Origin of the sequence: Thalassorhabdomicrobium marinisediminis (assembly GCF_003072065.1) — a bacterium.
GTDB classification, from domain to species: Bacteria; Pseudomonadota; Alphaproteobacteria; order Rhodobacterales; family Rhodobacteraceae; genus Octadecabacter; species Octadecabacter marinisediminis.
In genome coordinates this window covers 186,272-210,753 of record NZ_QCYG01000001.1, presented here as the reverse complement: position 1 = coordinate 210,753, position 24,482 = coordinate 186,272, and the positions used below count along the sequence as shown (strand labels likewise).

Annotated in this window: 26 protein-coding genes and 1 tRNA gene; 11 read left to right on the top strand and 16 right to left on the bottom strand. The window is 65.7% G+C overall.

Going from position 1 to position 24,482, the window contains the following annotated elements; genetic code table 11:
* Positions 1 to 13 precede the first annotated feature (13 nt).
* From DC363_RS01075 to DC363_RS01065, 3 genes are all read right to left on the bottom strand, one after another.
* Positions 14 to 472 carry a DUF1499 domain-containing protein gene (locus DC363_RS01075; protein WP_108639274.1) on the bottom strand — a complete coding sequence of 153 codons (459 nt, stop codon included), beginning with the start codon at positions 470 to 472 and terminating at the stop codon, positions 14 to 16.
* A 100-nt stretch (positions 473 to 572) separates the two neighbouring features.
* Entirely contained in the window at positions 573 to 1,538 is a 966-nt protein-coding gene (gene speB, locus DC363_RS01070) for an agmatinase (RefSeq protein WP_108639273.1), read from the bottom strand.
* Positions 1,538 to 2,719: a M20 aminoacylase family protein gene (locus DC363_RS01065; protein ID WP_108639272.1), complete on the bottom strand. Its 1,182-nt coding sequence runs from the start codon at positions 2,717 to 2,719 to the stop codon at positions 1,538 to 1,540. Before DC363_RS01065 ends, speB begins: the two co-directional genes overlap by 1 nt.
* Positions 2,720 to 2,780: 61 nt before the next feature.
* On the opposite strand from DC363_RS01065, the gene mazG reads away from it, so the two are divergent.
* Positions 2,781 to 3,614, top strand: coding sequence for a nucleoside triphosphate pyrophosphohydrolase (mazG, locus tag DC363_RS01060; protein WP_108639271.1), 834 nt, complete (start codon positions 2,781 to 2,783; stop codon positions 3,612 to 3,614).
* Here the strand turns inward: mazG and DC363_RS01055 are convergent.
* The 3 genes from DC363_RS01055 to DC363_RS01045 are packed head-to-tail and all read right to left on the bottom strand — an operon-like array spanning position 3,611 to position 6,777.
* A complete protein-coding gene (locus DC363_RS01055; protein ID WP_108639270.1) occupies positions 3,611 to 5,437 on the bottom strand; it encodes an ABC-F family ATP-binding cassette domain-containing protein in 1,827 nt (608 codons plus the stop codon). The two genes, mazG and DC363_RS01055, sit on opposite strands and share 4 nt — an antisense overlap.
* Before the next feature lie 58 nt (positions 5,438 to 5,495).
* A complete protein-coding gene (locus tag DC363_RS01050) occupies positions 5,496 to 6,287 on the bottom strand; it encodes a GNAT family N-acetyltransferase (protein WP_108639269.1) in 792 nt (263 codons plus the stop codon).
* Between the two features lie 28 nt (positions 6,288 to 6,315).
* Complete coding sequence (locus DC363_RS01045; protein ID WP_108639268.1) at positions 6,316 to 6,777, bottom strand: outer membrane protein assembly factor BamE; 462 nt, start codon at positions 6,775 to 6,777, stop codon at positions 6,316 to 6,318.
* Between the two features lie 91 nt (positions 6,778 to 6,868).
* On the opposite strand from DC363_RS01045, the gene DC363_RS01040 reads away from it, so the two are divergent.
* From DC363_RS01040 to DC363_RS01005, 8 genes are all read left to right on the top strand, one after another.
* Positions 6,869 to 7,432: a YceD family protein gene (locus DC363_RS01040; RefSeq protein WP_108639267.1), complete on the top strand. Its 564-nt coding sequence runs from the start codon at positions 6,869 to 6,871 to the stop codon at positions 7,430 to 7,432.
* A gap of 188 nt (positions 7,433 to 7,620) precedes the next feature.
* Positions 7,621 to 7,827 carry a 50S ribosomal protein L32 gene (gene rpmF, locus DC363_RS01035; protein WP_108639266.1) on the top strand — a complete coding sequence of 69 codons (207 nt, stop codon included), beginning with the start codon at positions 7,621 to 7,623 and terminating at the stop codon, positions 7,825 to 7,827.
* Between the two features lie 27 nt (positions 7,828 to 7,854).
* Complete coding sequence (gene plsX, locus DC363_RS01030; protein WP_108639265.1) at positions 7,855 to 8,949, top strand: phosphate acyltransferase PlsX; 1,095 nt, start codon at positions 7,855 to 7,857, stop codon at positions 8,947 to 8,949.
* Between the two features lie 4 nt (positions 8,950 to 8,953).
* Complete coding sequence (locus tag DC363_RS01025) at positions 8,954 to 9,925, top strand: beta-ketoacyl-ACP synthase III (RefSeq protein WP_108639264.1); 972 nt, start codon at positions 8,954 to 8,956, stop codon at positions 9,923 to 9,925.
* Positions 9,926 to 10,018: 93 nt separating this feature from the next.
* Positions 10,019 to 10,321, top strand: coding sequence for an integration host factor subunit alpha (ihfA, locus tag DC363_RS01020; RefSeq protein WP_108639263.1), 303 nt, complete (start codon positions 10,019 to 10,021; stop codon positions 10,319 to 10,321).
* Positions 10,322 to 10,344: 23 nt separating this feature from the next.
* The gene (locus DC363_RS17065; protein WP_241962887.1) at positions 10,345 to 11,409 is read left to right on the top strand and encodes a MerR family transcriptional regulator; all 1,065 of its coding nucleotides are present in this window, start codon (positions 10,345 to 10,347) and stop codon (positions 11,407 to 11,409) included.
* A 65-nt stretch (positions 11,410 to 11,474) separates the two neighbouring features.
* Positions 11,475 to 11,551, top strand: a tRNA-Pro gene (locus DC363_RS01010).
* A 66-nt stretch (positions 11,552 to 11,617) separates the two neighbouring features.
* On the top strand, positions 11,618 to 12,694 hold the full coding sequence (locus DC363_RS01005) for a 2'-deoxycytidine 5'-triphosphate deaminase (protein WP_108639262.1): 1,077 nt from the start codon (positions 11,618 to 11,620) through the stop codon (positions 12,692 to 12,694).
* A gap of 71 nt (positions 12,695 to 12,765) precedes the next feature.
* On the opposite strand, the gene DC363_RS01000 is transcribed toward DC363_RS01005, so the two are convergent.
* The 8 genes from DC363_RS01000 to DC363_RS00965 form a co-directional block, all read right to left on the bottom strand.
* Complete coding sequence (locus tag DC363_RS01000) at positions 12,766 to 12,951, bottom strand: hypothetical protein (RefSeq protein WP_108639261.1); 186 nt, start codon at positions 12,949 to 12,951, stop codon at positions 12,766 to 12,768.
* 96 nt (positions 12,952 to 13,047) lie between these two features.
* Entirely contained in the window at positions 13,048 to 13,713 is a 666-nt protein-coding gene (gene scpB, locus DC363_RS00995; RefSeq protein WP_108639260.1) for an SMC-Scp complex subunit ScpB, read from the bottom strand.
* The gene (locus DC363_RS00990) at positions 13,706 to 14,488 is read right to left on the bottom strand and encodes a segregation and condensation protein A (protein WP_108639259.1); all 783 of its coding nucleotides are present in this window, start codon (positions 14,486 to 14,488) and stop codon (positions 13,706 to 13,708) included. Before DC363_RS00990 ends, scpB begins: the two co-directional genes overlap by 8 nt.
* A 52-nt stretch (positions 14,489 to 14,540) precedes the next feature.
* On the bottom strand, positions 14,541 to 15,530 hold the full coding sequence (locus DC363_RS00985; RefSeq protein WP_108639258.1) for a glycoside hydrolase family 3 N-terminal domain-containing protein: 990 nt from the start codon (positions 15,528 to 15,530) through the stop codon (positions 14,541 to 14,543).
* Complete coding sequence (locus tag DC363_RS00980) at positions 15,530 to 16,591, bottom strand: SPOR domain-containing protein (RefSeq protein WP_108639257.1); 1,062 nt, start codon at positions 16,589 to 16,591, stop codon at positions 15,530 to 15,532. The genes DC363_RS00985 and DC363_RS00980 overlap by 1 nt, the downstream gene beginning before the upstream one ends.
* Positions 16,592 to 16,664: 73 nt before the next feature.
* Entirely contained in the window at positions 16,665 to 18,401 is a 1,737-nt protein-coding gene (argS, locus tag DC363_RS00975) for an arginine--tRNA ligase (protein ID WP_108639256.1), read from the bottom strand.
* Positions 18,402 to 18,461: 60 nt separating this feature from the next.
* Positions 18,462 to 20,309 carry a cation:proton antiporter gene (locus DC363_RS00970; RefSeq protein ID WP_108639255.1) on the bottom strand — a complete coding sequence of 616 codons (1,848 nt, stop codon included), beginning with the start codon at positions 20,307 to 20,309 and terminating at the stop codon, positions 18,462 to 18,464.
* Positions 20,299 to 21,498 carry a deoxyguanosinetriphosphate triphosphohydrolase gene (locus DC363_RS00965; protein WP_108639254.1) on the bottom strand — a complete coding sequence of 400 codons (1,200 nt, stop codon included), beginning with the start codon at positions 21,496 to 21,498 and terminating at the stop codon, positions 20,299 to 20,301. The genes DC363_RS00970 and DC363_RS00965 overlap by 11 nt, the downstream gene beginning before the upstream one ends.
* Before the next feature lie 85 nt (positions 21,499 to 21,583).
* Here DC363_RS00965 and DC363_RS00960 point away from each other — a divergent pair, with 85 nt between their 5' ends.
* Positions 21,584 to 21,910, top strand: coding sequence for a HesB/IscA family protein (locus DC363_RS00960; protein ID WP_196778351.1), 327 nt, complete (start codon positions 21,584 to 21,586; stop codon positions 21,908 to 21,910).
* A 63-nt stretch (positions 21,911 to 21,973) separates the two neighbouring features.
* Positions 21,974 to 22,774 carry an exodeoxyribonuclease III gene (gene xth, locus DC363_RS00955; RefSeq protein ID WP_108639253.1) on the top strand — a complete coding sequence of 267 codons (801 nt, stop codon included), beginning with the start codon at positions 21,974 to 21,976 and terminating at the stop codon, positions 22,772 to 22,774.
* Here the strand turns inward: xth and DC363_RS00950 are convergent.
* Entirely contained in the window at positions 22,771 to 23,931 is a 1,161-nt protein-coding gene (locus DC363_RS00950; RefSeq protein ID WP_241962886.1) for an FAD-dependent monooxygenase, read from the bottom strand. The two genes, xth and DC363_RS00950, sit on opposite strands and share 4 nt — an antisense overlap.
* 12 nt (positions 23,932 to 23,943) lie before the next feature.
* Positions 23,944 to 24,366 (bottom strand): RNA polymerase-binding protein DksA, encoded by a 423-nt coding sequence (gene dksA, locus DC363_RS00945; protein ID WP_108639524.1) that lies wholly within the window; start codon positions 24,364 to 24,366, stop codon positions 23,944 to 23,946.
* Positions 24,367 to 24,482 lie beyond the last annotated feature (116 nt).

Below are 24,482 nucleotides of genomic sequence, written 5' to 3'. Positions count from 1 at the left end.
TCGGTCTATCCGCTCAGCCGGCCGCGTCAAGCTGCGCCAGCCAGCCTTCGATCCGTTTGCGGTTCACCCCAAGGTCAGAGCGGCCGAAACGCAACCGGCCATAAATCTGCAAGGCGACGGTCGCCTCATCCGGCGCACGGGCCAGGGTGACGGTGGTGTAGTCGGGAAACCCCATCACCGCGCTGCGCGTCACATAGGTGATCTTCCCCGCCTCAGTCGAGCCCGCGACCGCTCGCGTGCGCGGTGTGGCGCGGATGATCCGGTCAAGTTGCTCCAACGTGGCGCGCCCGTCGCCATCGATCCGCCGCTCGACCACGTGGCTCCCCGCGCCGGGATAGGTGCCCGGTTTCAGGATCGGCGGCGTATCCGCGTGCCAGGCTTCGGCCCTCAGGGGGGCCAAACGCACATAAAGCGCAAGGGCCAACACGGCCACTAGCAGGCCGACGGCAATATATATCAAGTATTCCAGCATGTTACGCACCCAACCTCAACCATTACATTCAGATTAACCCATCCGGCTCCCGGGCCCCGATGCGACGCGCTGCCACGTCGCAACACCTCCGCGCCCGACGTCATTTGTTTCTTTTATTCCAAAGGTATAGACAGCAAAGCTCAAACGCGACATGAGCACCGGCCACCGCGGTGATCCCGCTCGCGTCATAGGGCGGCGACACCTCAACCACGTCGCCACCGACCATGTTGATCCCCGCCATATCGCGCAGGATCGCGGCCGCTTGCCAGGACGCCAGACCGCCCCAGACAGGCGTGCCGGTGCCCGGCGCGAAGGCCGGGTCCAAGCCGTCGATATCGAAGGTCACATAGGTCGCGCCGTCGCCCACGATCTCACGCGCGCGATGGGCCACCCAAGCGGCACCTTTTTCGTGGCAAGTTCGCGCGTCAAGATATTGAACACCTTGGTAATCCTCGCATTCGGTGCGGATGCCGATCTGCAGCGACCGCGCCGGATCCACCAGCCCCAGCTTCACCGCCTTGTACATGAATGTCCCGTGATCCACGCGGTCCATGTCATCGTCGGGCCAGAGGTCGGAGTGCGCGTCGAACTGGATCACCCCGAGGGGGCCGTGCTTGGCGGCATAGGCCTTGAGGATCGGCAGAGTGATAAAATGATCGCCCCCCAGCGCCACCGTGCCCACATCCGCGGCAAGGATCTCCGCGATATGACCCTCGATCGCGGCGGGCGTGCCTGCGACGTTCGCATAATCAAACGCCAGATCGCCGTAGTCCGCGATGGCGAAGTCGCCCAGCGGATCGAAGCCCCAGCCATAGGGCGGATCGTAGGGTTGCAGGGTGCTCGCCTCGCGGATCGCGCGGGGCCCGAACCGTGTGCCGGGCCGGTTTGTCACCGCTTGATCGAAGGGCACGCCCGTCACCGCGAGGTCCACCCCGCGCAGGTCTTTGGTATATTTGCGACGTAAAAAGGATGTGGCCCCGCCGAAGGTGTTCTCGGCGGCGCAACCTTTCAGATCGTCCCGCGTGAAGGCCAGATCGACGTGCGTTTTCGCATCTTCAAGGGCCATTAATTGCCCTCCACCGGCAAGGCCCGCTCGGCGATCCGCGCGAAGAAGGACGCGCCATAGGGCGCGGCGGCATCGTCGAAATCGTAGTCGGGCTGGTGCAGGCCCGCCGTGTCGCCGTTGCCCAGAAACAGATAGGATCCGGGTTTCTTTTCAAGGAAGTAGGCGAAGTCCTCGGCGCCCATCTCGGGCGAGACATCGTCCGTGACCACACCTTCGGCCGCCACATCCCGCGCGACGTCCACGGCGAAAGCCGTCTCGCGCTCGGAGTTCACGGTCGGCGGATAGCCCTCTTCATAGCGCAGCACCGCTTCGACGTTGAAGGCGGCGGCGTGGCCTTTGACAATCTCTTCCATCCGGCGCTTCACCATCGCCTGCACGCTCTTGTCGAAGGTCCGCACCGTGCCACCCAGATAGGCCCCTTCGGGGATCACATTGTCCGCGGACCCGGCGTGGATCATCGTCACGGACACCACCAGATCGTCCAGCGCACGGTGGTTGCGGCTGACGATGGTGCTCATCGCTTGACCGATCGCCAAGGCGGCGGGAATCGGATCGCGCGTGTCCTGCGGATAGGCCCCGTGACCGCCTTCGCCCTTGATGTCCACGTGGAAGGTGTCCACCGCCGCCATCAGCGGGCCCGGCGTGGTGTAGAACTGGCCCACGGGGGTGCCCGGTGCGCTGTGGATGGCATAGACCTCGTCGATGTTGAAACGCTCGAGCACGCCCTCTTCGACCATCAGCTCGGCCCCGCCGCCGACCTCTTCCGCGGGCTGGAAAATCAGCGCCACGCGGCCAGCGAAATTGCGCGTCTCGGCCAGATATTTCGCGGCCCCAAGCAACATCGTCGTGTGCCCGTCGTGGCCGCAGGCGTGCATCCGCCCCGGGTGGGTCGAGGCCCAGGGCGCGCCGGTTGTCTCGGTGATGGGCAGCGCGTCCATATCCGCGCGCAACCCGATGGTGCGCCCCGCGCCCGCGCCAGTGCCGCGCCCCTCGATGATCGCCACAACGCCGGAGACGGCGACGCCTTCGTGAATCTCCTCGATCCCGAATTCCTTCAACCGATCAACCACATAGCGCGCCGTTTCATGGCACTCCTGGCCCAGTTCGGGATGCTGGTGCAGATGTCTGCGCCATTCGGTCATATCGTCGGAAAAGGCGGCGATGCGGTTGAGTACGGGCATGGGTGGACCTTCGTTCAGGGGCTGTTTAGCGTCACTCTGACAGCAAAGGAGCGCGCCCTCAATGCCCCAGACACGGCCCCACGATCCCCTGATCCACAGCACCGACCCCGCCCGCCAGATGGACCGTCTTCTGGCGATCATGCGCGCCCTGCGCGACCCGGCCACGGGTTGCCCCTGGGACCTTGAGCAGACCTTCGCCACCATCGCGCCCTATACCATCGAAGAGGCTTACGAGGTCGCCGATGCCATCGCGCGCGACGATATGGCGGATCTGCGCGGCGAGTTGGGCGATCTGCTGTTTCAATCGGTGTTCCACGCTCAGATGGCCGAGGAAGCCGGGCATTTCGATTTTGCCGATGTGGCCCGCACCATGTCCGACAAGATGGTCGCGCGGCACCCCCATGTCTTCGGCGACGAATCGCGGGACAAATCCGCCGATCAGCAGACCGCCGATTGGGAGGCGATCAAGGCCGCCGAACGCGCCAACCGCGACGAGGGGCGCACGCTGGACGGGGTCGCCGTGGGCCTGCCCGCGCTGCTACGCGCGTTGAAACTGCAAAAACGCGCGGCCCGCGTGGGGTTCGACTGGCCCGATGTGGCCGATGTGATCGACAAGATCGCCGAGGAAGCGCAGGAGGTGGTCGAGGCGCGCGACACGCTCAGCCATGAAGCGCTGAGCGAGGAAGTGGGCGATCTGCTGTTCGTCATGGCCAACCTTGCGCGGCATTTGGACGTGAACCCCGAAGAGGCGTTGCGCGCCGCGAACGGCAAGTTCCAGCGCCGGTTCGAGGCGGTCGAAGACCTGCTGGCCGCGCGGGGAAAATCCCCTGCGGACAGTGACTTGGCCGAGATGGACGCGCTTTGGGACGAGGCAAAACGGCGCGAGCGGGCCTAGTCCGCCCTCTCCGCCAGCTCCAGCCATTCCTCTTCCGCCGCGGCGAGTTTCGCCTGCCGTTCCACCAGCGCCTCGGTGGCTTTCTGGAACTTCACAGGCTCGCGCGTGAACAGCTCCGGGTCCGTCATGAGCTGCTCCAACTTGGCGATTTCCGCTTCCAGCCGTTCGATTTCGGCGGGCAAAGCCTCAAGCCGGTGCTTCTCGGTGAAGCTGAGGCCTGCTGCTGGGGCTTTTTCCCCAACGGATGCGGCTTTGGCGGCGGGTTTCTCGGCCTTTGCGGGGGGTGTTTCGGCTTTGCGGTCCGCGCGCACCTCTTCTGCGCGCTGGCTTTGATAATCGCTCCAGCCGCCGGCATAGGTCACGGCGCGGCCGTCGCCCTCCATGGCGATGGTGGTGGTGGCCACGCGGTCGATGAAATCACGGTCGTGGCTGACCAGCATCACCGTGCCGGGATACTCGCCCAACAGGTCTTGCAACAGGTCCAGAGTTTCAATGTCCAGATCGTTCGTCGGCTCATCAAGCACCAGCACGTTGCTTTCCCGCGCCATCAGCCGCGCCAGCAGCAGCCGCGCCTTCTCGCCCCCCGAAAGGGACCGCACCGGCGCGCGCACCTGCGCCTCGTCGAACAGGAATTCCTTGAGGTAGCCGACCACGTGTTTCGGCTGTCCGCGCACCATGATCTGATCGCTTTTTCCGCTCACCGCCATGGCGGGATCCGAGGTCAGATTGTCCCAGAGCGTGCGGTCCGGCGCCAGTTGCGCACGCGCCTGATCAAAGACCGCGATCTGCAGGTTGGTGCCGTGTTTGACCGATCCTTCATCGGGGTCAACTTCCCCCAGCAACATCTTGATAAGCGTGGTTTTCCCGACGCCATTGGGGCCAACGAAAGCGATCCGGTCACCGCGCTGGATGTCGATATCGAAGCCGCGCACGATCTGTTTGCCGTCGAAGGACTTGGTCAGGCCCTTGGCCTCGATCACCTTCTTGCCCGAGGTCGCACCCGCTTCGAGCACCATCGCCGCGGTGCCCTGCCTGCGGATCTGGCTGGCCCGCTCTTCACGCAGCGCCTGCAGCGCGCGCACACGGCCCTGGTTGCGGGTCCGGCGGGCAGAGATGCCTTCGACGGCCCAGCGGGCCTCTTCCTTGATTTTCCGGTTCAGCTTGTGGCGCTGCTGGTCCTCTTCTTCCCAAACCTTGTCGCGCCACGCCTCGAAATGCTCGAACCCTTTTTCCTGCCGTCGTACGCGGCCCCGGTCGATCCAGAGCGTCGCCCGGGTCAGCGCATTGAGGAACGCGCGGTCGTGCGAGATCACCACGAATCCCGCGCGGGTCTGGCCCAGTTCGCGCTCCAGCCAGCGGATCGCTTCGATGTCCATGTGGTTCGTCGGCTCGTCCAGCAGCATCAACCCCGGCTCTTCGGCCATGAGCTTGGCCAGCGCCGCGCGCCGCCGCTCTCCGCCCGAGGCTACGTTGACGTCGCGGGCGGGGTCGAACTTCAACCCTTCGGCCACAGCCTCAACCTTCCACGCCTCTGAGATGTCCAGCCCGCTGGCAGCGTAGTCGCCCAAGGTGGCGCAGCCTTCCATCGTGGGGTCCTGCTCCATGTAGCCAACGGTGACGCCGGGGGCCGAGACGACGCCGCCGTGGTCCACCTCGACCAATCCGGCCATCACCTTAAGCAACGTGGACTTGCCCGAGCCGTTGCGCCCCACAAGGGCCACCCGGTCCCCCGGTTGCACCACCAGCGAGAGGTCGTCGAATACGGGATCGCCGCCGAAGGTCAGCGCGATGTCGGTCAGTTGTAAAAGGGGTGTCCGGGCCATAGGGGTCTGCTAGCCCCCCGCCCTGCAACCTGCAACCCCCTTCGCGGGGGCCACGTCGTCAGCCGGCCCCGGCTTCGGCGGCTATGGCGCGCAAGGCCCGCGCCCGGGCGGGCGGGATCGCGGAGATTTGCAGACCGGTGAAGACGTGCAGGGTGTTCATTTCATGGTCGATCACCGCATGGTCGCTGACCCAGCCGCCCATGGTCAGATAGCTGCGCAACAGGGGCGGCACCTGCCCCAGCGCTTGGCGATGATCGGTCACCGGTGCGGCGCTGTCTGCAAAGGCCACCGCCGGACGCGCGCCGCGCCCCACCCGCCAAGGTACAGGGGCCAGATGCCGCGCGGCCAGAAGGTCGAAGGCCGCGCCATAGGGCTGCGGGTCCGTCCCCGCGAAAGACGAGCATCCGAACAGAAGCGCCGCATCAATGCTGTCCACATAGGCGGCGACCATCCCCCATGCGACGCGCAACAGGTCCGCACCCTCACCCCCCGGCGCGATGCAGAAACGGCCAAGCTCCACCATCGGTCCGGGATGGTCCGCAAGTGCTCTCAGGTCGTAATGGCCCGCGGTATAACCGCCCCGCGCCTCTGCGCCATTGGCATAGGGCATCAGACGGAAGGTGCAGACCAGACGGCCCGCAGCCTCGACCAGCACATGATCGCACAGCGGATCGAAGCGGTCCGCATCGCGCGCGCCTGGCTTTGCCGGACGTCCGGCGGCGTCGATGAAACAGAGATGTCGCAGCTCTTGCGCCCGGTGCTGGTCGTCTGTGTCCCCTGCGAACCGCACAGTGAAGCCGCCGCGCGAAAACGGGGCGGGCAACCGGGGCGGCGTGGACCGTCGCGTCATGCTGCGGGCCGCGCGTGTTGCATGGTTTCTAGCTGTCGCCCAGGAAATCGCCCGCGTCGAACCGTCCGATCGAGCCGAAAAGCTGGCGCAGGAAGGTCGTGTCGCGCACGTTGCGCTCGGTCACACGGCGCGACAAGGGCACCACGTTGCCATTCTCCAGCCCGAACCGCTCGACATTCTCAACCACGCCGGCGCTGTCAAAGCGGATCGCCACAACCTCACGGTCGATTTCGCGCGGCTCAAGCGGGCCATAAAGCTGGAACCGGCTTTGCACGTAGTAATAGTCGCTGCCCGTCGCCACGCCGCCCGCCGTCGGGGGGCCAAGCGTGTCGGCCACCGTGGCGCGGGTGTCCACGCCGATCAGCACTTCGGACAGTTGCGCATCGCTGGGCGCATAGCCGTGGTTGCGATACAGGGTGGTGCAGCCGACCGTCATGGCCAGCACACAGGCGGCCAGAACTGCGCGGGATTTGCGTGCTGTCGTGCTCATATCGTTCCCCAACCTGTGATCTCGTCTTGGCTTCTGATGGCTTTTACCGCATTTACAGGCAACACGCGACGTTATTCAAGGGTGCCTTCGCATGAGTGATCTTCCCCGCCATCGGGTCCGCTTTGCCGACCTGCCGAACCGCAAACGCACGGGCTTCGATCTGCAGCCCGATGCGCAGGCCCGCGCGGCGCTGGCGCAAGAACTCGGCGTGCCCGGCCTGCGGAAGTTCCGCTTTGAAGGGGTGCTGTCGCCCATGGGCAAAAGCGACTGGCGGCTTGAGGGCACGTTGGGTGCCACGGTCGAGCAGGCCTGCGTCGTCACGCTTGAGCCGGTGAATACGCGGATCGACGAGACGGTCGCGCGCACCTTCATGGCGGATTTCGAATATCCCGCCGCGGAAGAGGTCGAGCTGACCGAGGATGACACCGCCGATCCGCTGCCGGCCACGCTCGATCTTTATGACGTCGCACTCGAGGCGCTGGCGCTGGCCCTGCCCGCCTATCCCCGCAAAGAGGGGGTGGAGACCGGCACCGACGGGCGCGCCATGTTCACCGAACCGGGCAAGACGCCGATGACCGACGAAGAGGCCCGCCCCTTCGCGGGTCTGCAGGCCCTGCGCGACAGCCTTGCCAGCAAGGACGAGACGGACGACTGACGCCCCCGCCGGTCGGCGCAGAAAAACGGTTGCCATCCGGCGCGAAAACAGTATGTTCGCGCTTCCTTTCAGATCACGTCTCGACAGGCTGCGCATTATCGCCTAAAGCCCGCCCTTGATACGATCCGAAACACGAAATTCACCAGGGTCCCCGCAGAATCGGGCGCCCCCTACCCCGAGGTTGCGACATGGCTGTCCCACAGAATAAAATCTCCAAATCCCGCCGGAACAACCGCCGGTCCCACCACGCGCTTGACGGTGCGAACCCGAACGAATGCACGTCCTGCGGTGAGCTTAAGCGCCCGCACCACGTTTGCCCGTCCTGCGGTTCCTACGCCGACCGCGAAGTGGTCGCACAGGCGGATGAAATCGATCTGGACGACGACGCAGCCTAAGCCATAGGGTTGTCGGAAAGGGGTCACATGTCCGGTTCTGACACCAAAGCTGCACTTGTTCTATCCGTCGACGCCATGGGCGGCGACGAAGGGCCCGCACCTGTTGTTGCGGGCCTTGCGCTTTTCCTGCGGGATGAGCCGGACGTCAAAATCCTGTTGCACGGGGATGAAGCCACGCTTGCCCCGATGATCGCCAAGCGCGATCTGGGCCATGCGGTCACGATCGTGCATGCGCCCGATGTGGTCGCCATGACCGACAAACCCTCCCACGTGATGCGCCACGGCAAGACGACCTCCATGTGGTCGGCGATCGACGCCGTGCGCACCAAAGAGGCTTCGGTCTGCGTGTCTTGTGGCAACACCGGCGCGCTGATGGCGGTCTCGATGATCCGCCTGCGCAAAGCCGAAGGGGTCAACCGGCCGGCGATTGCCTGCCTTTGGCCGTCGCGCAACGCCGCCGGTTTCAACGTGATGCTCGATGCCGGCGCGGACATTCGCGCCGATGAAGAGGATCTTTTGACCTATGCGATGATGGGCGCCTCTTACGCGCGCAACGGGTTGGGGCTCAAGCGGCCCCGCGTGGGGCTGCTCAACGTCGGCGTGGAAGAGCATAAGGGCCGCGCCGAGCTGAAAGTCGCCCATGAGCTGATCGCCCGCGCCGCCCCCAAGGGCGAGTTCGAATATGTCGGTTTCGTTGAGGGGGGCGACCTGCCCTCGCAGCGGGTCGATGTGGTCGTCACCGACGGGTTCACCGGCAACGTCGCGCTGAAAACCGGCGAAGGTACCGCCAATCTGATCACCGATTCCCTGCGTGAGGCCTTTGCCGCAACGGTCCTGTCGAAGATGTCGGCGCTGTTCGCCATGTCCTCGCTCAAGCGGCTGCGCAAGAAGGTCGACCCGCGGCGCGTCAACGGCGGGGTCTTTCTGGGCCTCAACGGCACGGTCATCAAAAGCCACGGCAGCGCCGATGCCACGGGCGTCGCGGCGGCCGTGACCCTTGCCGCGCAGCTCGCCCGCTCGGGCTTCACGGACAAACTGGCGGCGCGGGTTGCATCCGCAGCAAGCCTTGCCCAAGATACCGACATCGAAGATGCGTCTTCGGAGACGGCAAAGGACACCTGACTTTATGACACTGCGCGCAACGGTTCGTGGCGTCGGACACTACCTGCCGGAGCGGGTCGTGCCGAACGCCGAGTTCGAGGCCACGCTGGACACCTCGGATGAATGGATTCGCACGCGGTCGGGCATCGAACGCCGCCATTTCGCCGCCGAGGACGAATTCACATCGGATCTGGGGGCCAAGGCCGCGCAAGCCGCGCTCGAAAACGCCGATTTGGAGCCGGACGACATCGACGCGATCATTGTCGCGACCTCGACGCCCGACCGCACCTTCCCCTCCTCCGCGACGATGGTGCAGCACAAAATCGGCATGACCCGCGGCTTTGCCTTCGACATTCAGGCGGTCTGCGCGGGATTCGTCTTTGCCCTCTCCACCGCGAACGGGCTGATTCTCTCGGGTCAGGCCAAGCGCGTGCTGGTCATCGGCTCCGAGACCTTTTCGCGCATCCTCGACATGACCGACCGCAGCACCTGCGTGCTGTTCGGGGACGGCGCCGGGGCGCTGATCCTTGAAGCGTCCGAGGAGGACGGAACCACCGGCGATCGCGGCATCCTCGGGGTTGATCTGAACTCCGATGGGCAGCACCGCGAGATGCTCTACGTGGACGGCGGCATGGTCACGGGCCAGACCGGCCACGTGGTGATGCAGGGCAATGCGCTGTTCCGCCAAGCTGTTGAAAAGCTTGCCTCAACTGCCAACGCCGCGCTTGAGAATGCGGGCCTTGGCCACGGTGATGTGGACTGGATCGTGCCGCATCAGGCCAACATCCGCATCATTCAGGGCACCGCCAAGAAGCTAGGCATGAGCATGGACAAGGTCGTGCTCACGGTGCAGGACCACGGCAACACCTCGGCGGCCTCGATCCCCCTTGCGCTCTCGGTCGGGGTGGAGCGCGGCCAGATCGAACGCGGGGATCTGGTGGTCACCGAAGCCATCGGCGGCGGGCTGGCCTGGGGCTCGGTCGTCCTGCGTTGGTGATCGCCATTTCGCCCAAGGCGCGGCCGACAACCCCCTGTTATTGACTTGTCTTTTCGCCGCAGCCTAAAGTCGGGCACCAATCAGGGGGACCGAATGACCGACAAGACATTAACCCGCATGGATCTCGCCGAGGCTGTCCACGAAGAGGTGGGCCTGTCGCGCAACGAAAGTGCCGAGCTGGTGGAAAGCGTGCTGACCCATATGTCCGACGCTTTGGCCCGGGGGGACAGCGTCAAGATCTCCTCGTTCGGGACGTTCTCGATTCGCGACAAGGCCGCCCGCATCGGCCGCAATCCGAAAACCGGCGAAGAAGTGCCTATCACCCCGCGCCGCGTGCTGAGCTTCCGGCCCAGCCATCTGATGAAAGACCGTGTGGCGGCGGGCAACAAACGATAACGCCCCACAAAGGCTGAGCAGATATGTCCAAATCCCGTGATGCCTTCCGCACGATTTCCGAAGTGTCCGAGGCGCTCGACACGCCCGCCCATGTGCTGCGCTTCTGGGAAAGCAAGTTCACGCAGGTGAAGCCGGTGAAACGCGCGGGCGGGCGGCGCTATTACCGCCCCGCTGACCTGAACCTGCTGGCCGGGATCAAGAAGCTGCTGCATGACGACGGGCTGACGATCAAGGGCGCGCAGAAACTCTTGCGAGAGGAGGGCGTGCGCAAGATTGCCAAGGTGGGCGAAGCGCTGCTGGACGCGCAGGCCGCGCAGGACGGCGCGATCGAGGGGACCAGCACGCCGGTGCCCCCGCCTGCCCCGGCCACGGACCAAACAACCGCCGCCGCCCCCGCCGTCCCCGCCGGTCAGGACCTCGACATCTCCAACGTCGTCACCCTGCCCAAGGTCGAAGCGCGCGGGCCGGCCCTGTCGCTGAACCTCTCCTCTGCCGAGGACAAGACCGGCGCGCGGGGCGCGGGTGAGGAATCACCCGCCGGCGCCGAGGCAGTCTCGCATCCCGCTCCGCCTGCGCCGTTGGAAGCAGAGGCCGAGACGCCCCCCGCAGAGAGTGAGGCGGCACAGCCCCCGGAGGACGACGAATCGCCCACGACACCGCCCCGGCCCGACGAAACAGACGCCCTGCCGCCCCATGCGGATGCGCCTGCCCTGCCGCCGACCGCACCGGCCAAGGCCGCAGCGGAGGTCACAGAGACGCCGGACGCGCCAACGCCTACAAGCACCGCCAGCAGCGAGCCGGCCCCGACGCCCGCTGAGGACCCGGACGCACCAACCGATTCGACCTCGACACCTCCTGCGGCGGACCCCGCACGGGCCGAAGCGGCCCCGACGCCCGATGAAACCACACCGGCGCCGCCGCCCATCACCGTCCCCGACGATCCGTCCGACACCGACAGCAAGGCCCCCGCGCGCCTCTTCCATCTGCTGCAAAAAACCCCGCCGGAGGCGCTGATGCGCCGCGCGGGTGAGATCGCCCCCCTGCTGCAACGGATGCAAACCCTGCGCGACCGGGTTCCGACCCAATAGACTTGGCAATTGATGCGATTTTCATCTTGCCCTGACCAGCCAGTGCGGTATGAGGTGCATCAAGTCGGGCTATGGCGCAGCCTGGTAGCGCGTCCGTCTGGGGGACGGAAGGTCGCAGGTTCGAGTCCTGCTAGCCCGACCATTACAAAACCGCCCGCCACGCTTCTTGCGTCGGCGGGCGTTTTTGCAACCGGACCAAAGGTTTGAGATGAAAACAGGCGTTCTTTCCGACACCCAGATCCACGGCCTTATCGGTCAAGGGGCCATCACCGCGACGCAACCGCTGAGCGACGGACAGGTGCAACCGGCCTCGCTCGATCTGCGGCTGGCAGAGCGCGCCTTTCGCGTGCGCGCCTCGTTTCTGGCGGGGCGCGGGCAAACCGTCAGCGACCGGCTGGCACAGTTCACCATGCACGAGATCGACCTGTCCGGCGGCGCGGTGCTGGAAAAGGGCTGCGTTTACGTCGTGCCGCTTATGGAGCGGCTCGCCCTGCCCGAGGGCATGACCGCAGCCGCCAGCGCCAAATCCTCGACCGGGCGGCTGGACCTTCTGACCCGGATCATCACCGACGACGGGGTAGAGTTCGACCGCGTCCCCGAAGGCTACGACGGGCCGCTTTACGTTGAAATCTGCCCCCGCTCCTTTTCGGTTCTGGTGCGGCCGGGGCTGATGCTGAACCAGATCATCTTTCGCAACGGCAAGACCTTTTTGGATGATGCCGCCCTGTCGGCCCTGCACGACGCGACCCCCATCGTCGATGGTCCGGCGCTGATCTCGGACGGGCTGGGCTTCTCGGTCGATCTTGAACCCCGCAGCGGCGACCTTGTGGGCTATCGCGCCAAGCCCCACACCGGGGTGATCGATCTGGCGCGGATCGGTCATTACGATCCGGCGGAGTTCTGGGAAGAGGTGCGCACCCGCGAGGGTCGCATCATCCTCGACCCCGGCGCCTTCTATATTCTGGTCAGCCGCGAAGCCATCGCCATCCCCCCCGATTGCGCGGCCGAGATGGCCCCTTATCTGGCCATGGTGGGCGAATTCCGCGTCCATTACGCGGGTTTCTTCGACCCCGGCTTCGGCTGGGATGGCGCAGGCGGGGCCGGATCGCGCGGCGTGCTTGAGGTGCGCTGCCATGAAGCGCCTTTTGTGCTCGAGCACGGGCAGATCGTCGGCCGCCTCGTCTATGAACATATGTCTGAGCGTCCTGCCGCCCTCTATGGGCAGGACATCAAGTCGAACTATCAAGGACAGGGGCTGAAGCTGTCGAAACACTTCCGCGCCTAGGCGGCGAAGCGCGACCCCTCGCTCTGTCGCGCGCCTACGAGCGGTCGCGATAAGACACTACCGCGCGGGGCCTAAAACCGCCCCATCCGGCGCATGATCCGGGACGCGTGGCGGATCTTGCGCATGTTTTCACGGGAGTTTCGCTGCGCCTCGCGCGCCTGCGCGGGGGACTGGCCGGGCTTCGCGCCGCGTTTGGCCACGTGGTTCATGCCCTTGTTCATAATCAGCCGCAGCGCCATGTTCAACAGTCGGTTCATTGGCTTTCCCTCCGCTCGTTCCTGCAGATATAGGCCGGATCACCCCGGTTTTCCATGGTGTGCCAGCACATTCGGGCGATTCGAAGGCGCGCGCCCCTAGCTTTCATCGAACATTTCGGACTGGCTGTCGTCCTCTGCGTCCCCGTCCTCGCCCCCCGGCAGGGGCGCGGGCCGGCTTTCCAGCAGCCCGGCCGAGCGCAATTCCTTGAGCCCCGGAAGGTCACGGGCGCTTTCAAGACCGAAGTGGTCGAGAAAATTCTGCGTCACGACAAAGGTCACCGGGCGGCCCGGTGTCATGCGGCGGCGACCAAACCGGATCCATTCCAGCTCGATCAGCTGGTCGATGGTGCCGCGGCTGACGCTGACCCCGCGGATCTCCTCGATCTCGGCACGGGTCACCGGCTGGTGATAGGCGACGATGGCGAGTGTCTCGACCGCGGCGCGGCTGAGCTTGCGGGTCTCGACCGTTTCCTTTTGCATCAAAAAGCCCAGATCGGCCGCCGTGCGCAGGGCCCAGGCGTCGCCCACACGGGTCAGGGTGACGCCGCGCCCCTCATAGCGTTTGCGCAGATGCACCAGCGCTTCGGCCGGATCGCAGCCGTGAGGCATCCGCCCGGCCAGATCGCGCAGGGTCACCGGTTCGGCACTGGCAAACAGGATCGCTTCGACCATCCGCTCCTGCTCGCCCATGGGCGGGGCCTCGAACAGGCTCTCTTCGGGGGCGTCGTCGTTGGCCGCTGCGGTGGCGGGCGTGTCAGTCATGGGTTTTCTTCCTGATCTGGATCGGCGCGAAGGTGTCGCTTTGCCGGATTTCCACGCGGCCCTCTTTCGCCAGCTCAAGCGAGGCCGCAAAGGTCGAAGCGGTGGCCGAGCGGCGCTTGATCGGGTCCACCTCCCACCCTTCGGGAAGATAGGACAGGATGTCGGTCCAATCACCGGCAAAGCCGATCAGCCCGCGCATCCGGCCAAGCGCCTCTTCCATGGTGAAGACCTTGTCGCGGTCCATCACGAAGGGGCGGAATTCGTCCTTGGTGCGGATCCGCGCATAGCCCTGCATGAGGTCAAGCAACGTCGCGGTATAGGTCACCCGCCGGGTGCGGGTCACGTCCTCGGTGATGCCACGGGCGAAGAAATCCCGGCCCAACTGGTCACGCGCCATGAGCTTCGCCGCCGCATCGCGCATTGCGGCCAACCGTTCCAGCTGGAACGCCAGATGCGCGGCCAGCTCTTCGCCCGACGGCCCCTCTTCCGCGGGGTCCGGCGGCAACAGCAGCCGGGATTTCAGGAACGCCAGCCAGGCGGCCATCACCAGATAATCCGCCGCCAGCTCCAGCCGCAGATCGCGGGCCTTGTGGATGAAGGCAAGGTATTGTTCCGCCAGCGCCAGCACGGAAATCTGTCGCAGATCGACCTTTTGCGTGCGCGACAGGGTCAGCAACAGATCCAGCGGCCCTTCGAATCCGTCCACATCCACGATCAGCGCCTCGGCGGCCAATCGTTCGCTGACGTTGCTTGCAAAAAGGCTCGTCTCGCTCATCAGACCCTTTCACGCGCCGCCGCGGGGGCCGGTGCGCCACCGCTTGCGGGTGTCAGTTCAACAGGTCGTCAAGTTCCTCTGACAGCGCGCCAATGTCAACGGGCGCGGGGGTCTTGCGCCAGCCAAGGGCGGCTTCGGCGCGGGCCTGCGCGGCATCGGTCATCTCGCCCACAGTCTCGGCCACGGCGGCGATCTCGGGCGCTTTGCCGTTACAATGGAGCACCGCGTCGCAGCCCGCCAGAATGGCCCGATGGGCCCGTTGCGCAGGCGTGCCGTCCAGCGCATCCATGCCGATATCGTCGGTCATCAGGAAGCCTTGAAAACCGATCTGCTCACGGATCACGTTCATCACCGTCCGCGACGTGGTGGCGGGCGCATCAGGGTCGATCGCCTCATAGATCACATGAGCGGTCATGCCCATGGGCAGATCGGCCAGCCCGGTGAAAGGCACAAAGTCCTGCGCTTCCAGATCGGCGCGGGCTGCATCGACCTGGGGCAGGTCCTTGTGGCTGTCCACCGCCGCTAGCCCGTGGCCGGGAATGTGTTTCATCACCGGCAGCACGCCACCCGCCAGATGCGCCTCGGCCACGGCCCGCGCGGCGTCCAGCACTGTCGCCGCGTCGCCGCCGTAACAGCGGTTGCGCAAAAAGGGGTGAGTCTTGCGTGACGTAATGTCGGCACAGGGGGCGCAATTGGCGTCGATCCCCACCTGCCGCAGCTCGGCCGCAATCAGGCGGTAGCGCAGCCACATGGCGCGCAGCGGATCGCGGGCGCGCTGCATCTGTTCCAGCGGCGGCAGCCATTCGCGCCAATGGGGCGCGCGCAGCCGTTGCACCCGCCCGCCTTCCTGATCCACGAGGATGGGCGCGTCATGGCCCGCCGCGTCCCGCAAATCATCGCACAGGCCGCTGAGCTGGTTGGGGTCTTCCACGTTGCGGGCAAACAGGATGAACCCAAAGGGGCGTGTGTCGCGGAAAAAGCCCCTCTCCCAATCGGTCAGGACCGGACCTTCCGGCCCGAAGATCGCTGCGTTGAACCGCATCAGCGCACGACGACCGGGATGCAGGGCGCGCCCTCGGCGGACATCGCCGAACAGAAGCGCCGTGCGTCGCTCAGGTCCGCGAAGCCTGTGGCCCGCAGGCGGAAGAAGGTGCGCCCGCCGGACTTCGCTTCTTGGATAACCTGATCCTTGCCGTCGAAAAACTCCGGGAACCGCCCGGTCAGCCGCGCCCATTCGTTCGCCGCGATGTCGGGGCTGTCGAAGGCGCCAAGCTGCACCAGTTTCGTCCCTTCGGGGATCGCGGCCGTTGTCACCTGCGCCGGGGCCTGTGGTGCCGGAGTGGAGGCGGCAGGCGCGGCCGCCGGGGCCACCCGTCGCGCCGGGCGGCTTGAGGGGCGTGGCGAGCGGCGCACACCGGGCACCGCGTCGGGGATCACGTCGGGATCGACTGTCACACCGTTGACGGCCACCGCAACCGGCACGTCCTCACCCTCGGCCAGCGCGCCCATGGGCTCGGAGCCCGATGCGATCTGGTCGGCCAGCGCCAGCACGTCTTCGGCGCTCAGCGGGCCGGAAGGCTCGGAGGTTGCGGCGACCGCGGCCACGGCGTCCGCGCCATCGTCCGCATCGTCGGTCAGGGCCGCGGGCGTCGGGGACTGGGCCAGCGGATCGGCGATCTCGGGCGATCCGGCGGCCACGACCTCACCTGCCTCGGCGGCAGGGGTTTCGTCGCGCCCATCGGCCAGAACCGGTGCCACGGCCATGTCTTCCGCTTGCAGGTTCACCTGACTGGGGGCAAGGATCAGGCGATCCTCCGGCTCTGCCGCGCCGCCGTCTGCGGGGACGGAATTGACCGAAAGGCCCACATGGGCGGCAATCTCGCCGCCCGGGTTCTCGGGGGCCACGCGCATGTCGCCCTGCATCGCCCGCACCACGGGGATGCCGGTCACGTCGCGCACCAGCAGCTTGTAGCCCCAGACACCGACGCCACCGATCAGCGCAACGGAAAGCGCCGCCGCGGCCACGTTCACGTATTTGCCCGCGCCCAACCCCGATGGAGTCGCCGTTTCACCCGCAGCGGGGTCGTCTGAATACTTAACCATGTGCCTGCCTCACTCTGGATGAGGGCCGCGCCTTCATCCCAAACTACGCCTCAACGCTCCAGACACGTGCGCTTTAGCGCATCTCTTTTGCCGGAGTTACGCCCAAAATACCCAGACCGTGGGAAATTACAACGTTTGCGGCACGGATCAGGGCGATTTTCGCCTGTGTTGCGGGGATGTTATCCTCTTGCAGGAAGCGCAAAGAGGCATCGTCGTTGCCGCGATTCCACAGCGAATGCAGCTCGGACGCGAGGTCGTAAAGGTAAAGGGCGACGCGGTGCGGCTCATGGGTGCGGGCGGCTACCTCGACCACGCGGGGCCATTCGGCGATCTTGCCGGCCAGCGCCAGCTCCGCCTCGTGCGCGGCCAGCGACAGGTCCGCCGCCGCCGGATCGGAGGTGTCGATCCCCGCCTCGGCGGCTTTGCGCAGCACCGAATGCACCCGCGCGCTGGCGTATTGCACGTAGAACACGGGGTTGTCCTTGGACTGCTCGACCGCCTTGTCGAAATCGAAGTCGAAGGGCGTGTCGTTCTTGCGCGTCAGCATGATGAAGCGGGCGACGTCCTTGCCCACCTCATCGACCAGATCGCGCACCGTGATGAAGGTGCCGGCGCGCTTCGACATCTTGAATTCCTGGCCGTTCTTGAACAGCCGCACGATCTGCGCCAGCTTGATGTCAAGCGGCACCCTGCCCTCGGACAGGGCCGCGACCGCCGCCTTCATGCGTTTGACATAGCCGGTGTGGTCCGCGCCGAAGACGTCGACCAGACCGTCGAAGCCGCGCGTCACCTTGTCATAGTGATAGGCGATGTCGGGGGCGAAATAGGTCCAAGCGCCATCACCCTTCTGCACCGGGCGATCCTCGTCATCGCCGAACTCGGTGGACTTGAACAGCCATTGTTCGCGGGGGGCCCAATCCTCGGGCATCTTGCCCTTTGGCGGCTTCAGCGTGCCCCAATAGATCAGGTCCTTGGATTTCAGATCGTCGATCGCCTGTTCGATGCGGCCGGTGCCGTACAGCGATTTCTCCGAGAAGAAGACGTCCATCTTGATGCCGAGCGCGGCCAGATCCTCGCGGATCAGGTCCATCATCGCGTCCGTGGCAAAGCTGCGCACCTCGGCCAGCCAGACGTCTTCGTCCTTGCCCACATAGGCATCGCCCACTTTGTCCTTGAGCGCCTCACCCGCGGCAATCAGATAGTCGCCGGGATAGGTGCCATCCTCGAAGGTGACCTCTTGCCCGTGGGCTTCAAGGTAGCGCAGATAGACCGACCGGGCGAGGACATCGACCTGACCGCCGCCATCGTTGATATAGTATTCGCGGGTGACATCGTAGCCCGCGTAATCCAGCAAGGACGCCAGTGCGTCGCCGAAAATCGCGCCGCGCGTGTGGCCCACGTGCAGCGGGCCGGTGGGGTTGGCGCTGACGTATTCCACGTTGATCTTGCGGCCCTGCCCCATGTCGGATGTGCCGTAGCTTGCATCGGTGAGCGCGGCGCGCACCACATCGGCCCAGACCCCCGCCGCAAGCCGCAGGTTCAAGAACCCCGGTCCGGCCACCTCGGCGCTGCTGATGCGCGCATCCGCGCCCAGTTTGCCCGCCAGCGCATCGGCAATGTCGCGCGGCTTCATACGGGCAGGCTTGGCCAGCACCATCGCCGCGTTGGTCGCCATGTCGCCATGGGCCGGATCGCGGGGCGGCTCAACCGTGACGTTGTCATAGGCCAGACCGTCGGGCAGAACGCCTTCGGCGGCCAGAACGTCAAGGCAGTCGATCACAAGCGCGCGGATATCGGAAAACAGGTTCATGGGTCTATCTCGTCAGGGATGGGTTCGCGCGGTTTACCACCCGTGGCGGTTAGGTCAATGTCAGGCTGAGATCGGCGGCTGCGTCTCGTCCGTGTTGCTCTCGCCGTTGGGCGGGCGGAAGGCGACGACCTGCATCCCCGGCTCGGGCTTCATGTGGGAATCCTTGGAATAGAGCTTCAACTCGCCATCCTCGGACAACAGCCCCAGCGCCCGCGCCTCGGGGCGTTTGGCGCGCCAATCCTCAAAGGTGAATTCCTCGGACAGGCGGGTGATGCGGAAGGTCCAGCCCTCGCGCAGCAGTTGCCCCAACTCGTTATAGGTCGCCTGCAGGCCCAGCGGCCGCCCGCCCAGCGTGGCAGGCAACTGGTGACGACGGTTCTCGGACTTCGCACGGCCCACCTGAAACACGTTCTCGCGCCCGTATTCCGGCCCGAGGTCCGTGGCCACCAGCGTGTTGTAGGCATCGTTGTCCGTGGCCGCGATGATCATCGAATAGCTGATCAGCTCCAACCGCTCTTCCGCGCCCTCGGACAGGATATCGCCCGAGAACGTAGGCACGCCCGCCCGCCGCGCCGTGCGCAGGTTGCTGTAGTTCGGGTCGGTCATCAGCACCGGCACATCCGCCGACATCAGCGCCTCGGCCAGCGCGGTGGACCAGTCCGACCCGCCGATGATGATGACGCCGGGCTTGTCGGCCCCCGCCAGCCCCAGCGCCCGCGCCAAGGGCGCCAGCGTGAAGCCATGCAGCACCACGGTGACCGCCACCAGCAGGAAAGCCAGCGCCGGGATCACGGCGGCATCCTCGACCCCGACCGAGACCAGACGCTCTCCGAACAGGCCGGCCACCGCGACCAGCACCACGCCGCGCGGGCCGGTGAAGGCCACCAACACCTGTTCGCGCCACGGCAGACCCGACCCGATGAGCGAGGCAAACACCGTGATCGGGCGCGCCAGCAACACCACCGCCAACACGAAAACCGCCGAGCGCCATGTGAGTTGCGCCAGCAGGCTGAAATCCAGACCCGCCGCCAACAGGATGAAGACGCCCGACACCAGCAGGATCGTCGCATGCTCCTTGAACCGCCGCACCTCGGTAAAGGACGGCAGACCCGCGTTGGCGATCACGATGCCCATGACCGTCACCGCCAGAAGCCCGCTTTCGTGCAGGATGCCGTCGGTCAGCCCGAAGACCGCCAGCAGCGTTGCGAACAGCACCGGCACCTTCATATATTCAGGCACCCAGCCGCGCTTGAACGCCCGCGCCAGCCCGAAGCCCGCAGCCCAGCCCAAGGCCAGCGCCGCCGCGATCCCGACGGCCAGTTCGACCGCCGCCGCGCCGAAAATGGTCTTTGTGTTGATCACCACGACCACCTCGAAGGCCAGAACGGCCGCCATGGCCCCCACCGGATCGTTAACAATGGCTTCCCAGTGCAACAGGGCCGCCGGCCGCCGTGCCAGCCGCGCGGTGCGCAACAGCGGCGCGATCACCGTGGGGCCGGTGACGATCATGATGCCGCCGAACACGGCCGAGGCCTGCCACGACAGCCCGGCCCCGTAGTGCAGCGCCAGCGCCGAGGTGATCCAGCCCAGCGGCGCGCCGATGAACACCAGCCGCTTCACCCCCACAGCCGCGTCGCGCAACTGATGGAAATTCAGCGTCAGCCCGCCCTCGAACAGGATGATCGCCACCGCGATCGAGATCATCGGCCCCATCAGCGGCCCGATGTCCCGCGCAGGATCGAACAGGCCCAGCACCGGCCCCACCAGAATGCCTGCCGCCAGCATCAGCACGATCGCCGGCATGCGCAGCCGCCACGCGACCCATTGGCTCCCGACGCCAAGGACGCCGACCAGCGCAAAGGCCATCACCGGCGACATCGCGGCATCGGTTGCTGTTTCAATTGCCATAGGTCACACCTTCCGGAACCGGGGTATTGCCGATCAGCCGGGCATGTTCGCGCAGCGCAAATCGATCTGTCATGCCTGCAATGTAGTCCGCTACAATTCTTGCCAAGTCTGTTTTTGTATCCGACCGTTCCACATCGCGACGCCACTGTTTGGGCAAGTGCTCGGGCTGCTCCATGAAAAACGGGAACAGATCCTCGACCACCTGCGTCACATCGCGCCGCATGTCGACCACGCTGGGGGCGCGATACATCCTTGAGAACAGGAACTTGCGGATCACCTTGAGGTCATTCCAAAGCTCGGGCGAGAATTGCACCATCATGCGCCCCGCGCCGCGCACATCGGCGCAGCTTTGCGGCCCAAGTGCGGCGAGGTTGGCGCGACTCACACCGATCACATCCTCGACCATCACCCCGAAGAACCGCCGCAGCGCTTCATGCCGGCGGCGATACTTGTCGAGACCGGGGTATTTGGCATCGACCCGCCGGAAACAGGTACCGACCACGGGCAATTGCAGCAGATCGTCGGTGCTGAACAGCTCTGCCCGCAGCCCGTCGTGGATGTCGTGATGGTTGTAGGCGATGTCGTCGGACAACGCCGCCACCTGCGCCTCGGCGCTGGCATGCGTGTGCAGTTCCAGATCGTGCCGGGCGTTGTAATCCTCAAGCGCGTAAGGGACAGGAGCCTCCACCGGCCCGGCGCCCTGAAAGGGCGCAACAGGACCGTTGTGTTTGGCGATCCCCTCCAGCGTCTCCCATGTGAGGTTCAGCCCGTCCCACTCCGCGTAGTGCCGTTCAAGCGAGGTGACGATGCGGATCGCCTGCGCGTTGTGATCGAAGCCGCCATAGGGCTGCATCAGCGCGGACAGCGCGTCCTCTCCGGTGTGGCCAAAGGGCGTGTGGCCAAGGTCATGGGCCAGCGCCACCGCCTCGGTCAGCTCTCCGTTGAGCCCCAGCGCCCCGGCGATGGTCCGCGCCACCTGCGCCACCTCGATGGAATGGGTCAGACGGGTGCGGAAATAATCGCCCTCATGCTCGACGAATACCTGTGTCTTGTGTTTCAGCCGCCGGAACGCGCTGGAATGGATGATCCGGTCGCGGTCCCTCTGGAACGGAGAGCGAAACGCGCTCTCGTCTTCCGGATACAAGCGCCCGTGCGTCTGCGCCGGGCTGCACGCGAATACTGCCGTCATCTTCGTCCCTTACTGGCGACACTGCCTTGTCGCCTCTGCCTGCCTTTCCTATATTAAACCTGACGCGCAACCGATAGGCCCGATTATGCTGACCCTGCCCCCGAAAGTGACCCCCCGCGCCTTTGAACGGCTCGCCGAGATTGGCGCCAGTGCCGACGGCAAGGCGCTGCGGATCGGCGTCAAGGGCGGCGGCTGCTCGGGGTTCGAGTATGAAATCGACCTTGATGCCCCCGCCGATGACGATCTGGTGCTTGAGGGTGAGGGCGAAAAGGTCGTGATCGACAGCGTCTCGCTGCCCTTCCTTGCCGATGCCACCATCGATTTCAGCGAAGAGCTGATCGGCGCGCGCTTTGTGATCGAGAACCCGAACGCCAGCAGCTCGTGCGGCTGCGGCGTCAGCTTCTCGATGTAGCGCGCTGCGCCTTGTGCCGCGGCCCGTTGCAGGGCAGAACGGGCGGGCAATCACAGGTGGCCCATGAAAATCGCGACGTTCAACATCAACGGCATCAAAGCCCGCATCACCGCCCTGACGGAGTGGCTCGAGACATCGCAACCGGATGTCGCCCTGCTGCAGGAGATCAAGTCGGTGGACGAGAATTTCCCGCGTGAGCACTTTGAGAACCTCGGCTATACCGTTGAAACCCATGGGCAAAAAGGCTTCAACGGGGTTGCGATCCTCTCAAAGCTGCCGCTTGAGGATGTGACCCGCGGCCTGCCCGGGGGCGAAGGCGCAGGGCGCGACGGGGCCGACGACATCGAGGCGCGCTATATCGAGGCCACGGTGATCGGCGAGACGCCTGTGCGGCTCTGCGGCCTCTATCTGCCCAACGGCAACCCCGCTCCGGGCGAGAAATTCGACTACAAGCTGCGCTGGATGGAGCGTCTGCGCGCCCGTGCCCAAGCGCTGATCGAACTAGAAGAACCCTTCCTAATGGCCGGAGATTACAACATTATTCCCCAGGCCGAGGATGCGAAACGCCCCGACGCCTGGCGCGATGATGCGCTGTTCCGCCCTGACAGCCGGGCGGCCTTCCGGCGGTTGCTGAACCTCGGCCTGACCGAGGCGTTCCGCGCGCGCCATCAGGGGGGCGGGCACTACTCGTTCTGGGATTATCAGGCGGGCGCTTACGACCGCAACGACGGCATCCGCATCGACCATTTTCTGCTGTCCTATCAATGTGCTGACATGCTCAACGATTGCTGGATCGAAGCCGATGTGCGGGGCCGGGAAAAACCCTCGGACCACGTGCCAGTCTGGGTAGATCTGGCCGCTTAACGACCGCGCGGCGGTGCGGTCACGTCATGCCCGTACAGCCAATCCATCCGGCCCACAAAAGCCCCGGGGGCAACAATCCCCAGCGTTTTCAACCCTGTATGGGCGACTCTTCGCGCAGCACCCGACAGGTGATACTTGCGCGCATTGGCCGTCGCCGCAGCGATGGCGCGTTTGACCCGTGGCTTGCGACGGGATTCATACATTCTTAACGCTGCGGCAATATCCTCATGCCCATCGCAGGATTGCGCCAGAACGTAGGCATCCTCGATCGCCAAATTCGCGCCCTGTGCCAAGAAGGGCAGCGTCGGATGCGCGGCATCGCCCAGCAGGCAAAGCCCGCTGCGGCCCCACACCTCGGCCACGGGGTGGCGGAACAGGCCCCACAGGTGAACCTCCTCCACCTGCGCCAGCACGGCCTTGAGCGGGGCAGAAACGTCGCGGAACACGTGGCGCAGGTTGCCCGGATCGTCCGCATGGGCCCAGCCCTCGGGCGCCCAGTTCTGGCGTTCCTGCACGGCGACCACGTTTAACCGGCCGCCGGAGATCGGATAGGTGACCACGTGGCGGCGCGGGGCCATCCAGATCCGCGCCACCGGCGGGGCGTCGGGCGCGTCGATCACCGCGCGCCAGGCCACCTGCCCCGTGAAGAACGGCTCTTGCGGCCCGTTCAGCACTGCCCGCGTTGGCGAATGGATGCCCTCAGCCCCCACCACAAGGTCCGCCGAAAGCGACTGCGCCTCGACCCGCGCGCCAAGGTGCACCGTCACGCCCGCGGCACGACAGGCTTGGGCGAGAATGTCGACCAGATCGGCGCGGTGAAAGAAACGGTAGGGCGGCCCGTCGAGGTCGGATAAGTCGAACCGCGTCACCGCGCGCCCCCTCAGCGCATCCATCGGCGCGACCGCCTGCGCAGTGATCCCTGCGGCATCCAGCGCCTCGCGCATTCCCAGCGCCTCAAGCGCGCGCGCGCCGTTCGGCGTGATCTGCAGGCCCGCGCCCACCTCGGTCAACGCCGGCGCCTGTTCGTAAACCTCGACCCGGGCACCGCTGCGCGCAAAGGCCAGCGCGGCCGTCAGCCCGCCGATCCCGCCACCCACAACGCAAATGCGGCGACCCCTGTTGAGGCCGCCGCCGATCCTGTCTTCATGTCCGGTCACGCAAAGGACCCCTTAATCGTTGCGATGCACCTTTTCGCGCCGCTCATGCCGCTCCTGCGCCTCAAGGCTCATGGTGGCGATGGGGCGGGCATCGAGCCGCTTGAGGCTGATCGGCTCACCGGTGACGTCGCAATAGCCGAACTCACCTTCATCAATGCGGCGCAGGGCGCTGTCGATCTTGGCGACCAGCTTGCGCTCACGGTCGCGGGTGCGCAGCTCAAGCGCGCGATCGGTCTCTTCTGAAGCGCGGTCGGCCACGTCGGGGATGTTGCGCGTGCCGCCTTTCATGCTTTCCACCGTGTCGCGGCTGCCTTCAAGGATCTCGGCCCGCCACGCCAGCAACTTGCGGCGGAAATATTCGAGCTGCCGCTCGTTCATGAACGGCTCATCCTCGGCCGGTCTGTAGTCATCCGGAAGGAAATTCTCAGCTTTCATTGTGTCTCCCTCAGAGGCGATCCCTGCAGAATGTTCGCTTGCACTTGCCATAACCCTGCCCTCCTTTGGGCACCCTTTACTCCCATCCACGCGCCCTGTCACCCCCGATCACGTGC

What these genes read in the sequence shown, in the direction of transcription:
- DC363_RS00960 (WP_196778351.1), top strand. Translation starts at nt 21,584, where the DNA reads ATGCTGACCCTGCCCCCGAAAGTGACCCCCCGCGCCTTTGAACGGCTC.
- DC363_RS17065 (WP_241962887.1), top strand. Translation starts at nt 10,345, where the DNA reads ATGTCCAAATCCCGTGATGCCTTCCGCACGATTTCCGAAGTGTCCGAG.
- speB (WP_108639273.1), bottom strand. Translation starts at nt 1,538, where the DNA reads ATGGCCCTTGAAGATGCGAAAACGCACGTCGATCTGGCCTTCACGCGG.
- argS (WP_108639256.1), bottom strand. Translation starts at nt 18,401, where the DNA reads ATGAACCTGTTTTCCGATATCCGCGCGCTTGTGATCGACTGCCTTGAC.
- plsX (WP_108639265.1), top strand. Translation starts at nt 7,855, where the DNA reads ATGTCCGGTTCTGACACCAAAGCTGCACTTGTTCTATCCGTCGACGCC.
- DC363_RS00965 (WP_108639254.1), bottom strand. Translation starts at nt 21,498, where the DNA reads ATGACGGCAGTATTCGCGTGCAGCCCGGCGCAGACGCACGGGCGCTTG.
- DC363_RS01065 (WP_108639272.1), bottom strand. Translation starts at nt 2,719, where the DNA reads ATGCCCGTACTCAACCGCATCGCCGCCTTTTCCGACGATATGACCGAA.
- DC363_RS01025 (WP_108639264.1), top strand. Translation starts at nt 8,954, where the DNA reads ATGACACTGCGCGCAACGGTTCGTGGCGTCGGACACTACCTGCCGGAG.
- DC363_RS01050 (WP_108639269.1), bottom strand. Translation starts at nt 6,287, where the DNA reads ATGACGCGACGGTCCACGCCGCCCCGGTTGCCCGCCCCGTTTTCGCGC.
- DC363_RS01040 (WP_108639267.1), top strand. Translation starts at nt 6,869, where the DNA reads ATGAGTGATCTTCCCCGCCATCGGGTCCGCTTTGCCGACCTGCCGAAC.
- xth (WP_108639253.1), top strand. Translation starts at nt 21,974, where the DNA reads ATGAAAATCGCGACGTTCAACATCAACGGCATCAAAGCCCGCATCACC.
- mazG (WP_108639271.1), top strand. Translation starts at nt 2,781, where the DNA reads ATGCCCCAGACACGGCCCCACGATCCCCTGATCCACAGCACCGACCCC.
- DC363_RS00970 (WP_108639255.1), bottom strand. Translation starts at nt 20,309, where the DNA reads ATGGCAATTGAAACAGCAACCGATGCCGCGATGTCGCCGGTGATGGCC.
- DC363_RS01055 (WP_108639270.1), bottom strand. Translation starts at nt 5,437, where the DNA reads ATGGCCCGGACACCCCTTTTACAACTGACCGACATCGCGCTGACCTTC.
- DC363_RS01075 (WP_108639274.1), bottom strand. Translation starts at nt 472, where the DNA reads ATGCTGGAATACTTGATATATATTGCCGTCGGCCTGCTAGTGGCCGTG.
- DC363_RS00980 (WP_108639257.1), bottom strand. Translation starts at nt 16,591, where the DNA reads ATGGTTAAGTATTCAGACGACCCCGCTGCGGGTGAAACGGCGACTCCA.
- ihfA (WP_108639263.1), top strand. Translation starts at nt 10,019, where the DNA reads ATGACCGACAAGACATTAACCCGCATGGATCTCGCCGAGGCTGTCCAC.
- DC363_RS01005 (WP_108639262.1), top strand. Translation starts at nt 11,618, where the DNA reads ATGAAAACAGGCGTTCTTTCCGACACCCAGATCCACGGCCTTATCGGT.
- DC363_RS00985 (WP_108639258.1), bottom strand. Translation starts at nt 15,530, where the DNA reads ATGCGGTTCAACGCAGCGATCTTCGGGCCGGAAGGTCCGGTCCTGACC.
- rpmF (WP_108639266.1), top strand. Translation starts at nt 7,621, where the DNA reads ATGGCTGTCCCACAGAATAAAATCTCCAAATCCCGCCGGAACAACCGC.
- scpB (WP_108639260.1), bottom strand. Translation starts at nt 13,713, where the DNA reads ATGACTGACACGCCCGCCACCGCAGCGGCCAACGACGACGCCCCCGAA.
- dksA (WP_108639524.1), bottom strand. Translation starts at nt 24,366, where the DNA reads ATGAAAGCTGAGAATTTCCTTCCGGATGACTACAGACCGGCCGAGGAT.
- DC363_RS01000 (WP_108639261.1), bottom strand. Translation starts at nt 12,951, where the DNA reads ATGAACCGACTGTTGAACATGGCGCTGCGGCTGATTATGAACAAGGGC.
- DC363_RS01045 (WP_108639268.1), bottom strand. Translation starts at nt 6,777, where the DNA reads ATGAGCACGACAGCACGCAAATCCCGCGCAGTTCTGGCCGCCTGTGTG.
- DC363_RS00990 (WP_108639259.1), bottom strand. Translation starts at nt 14,488, where the DNA reads ATGAGCGAGACGAGCCTTTTTGCAAGCAACGTCAGCGAACGATTGGCC.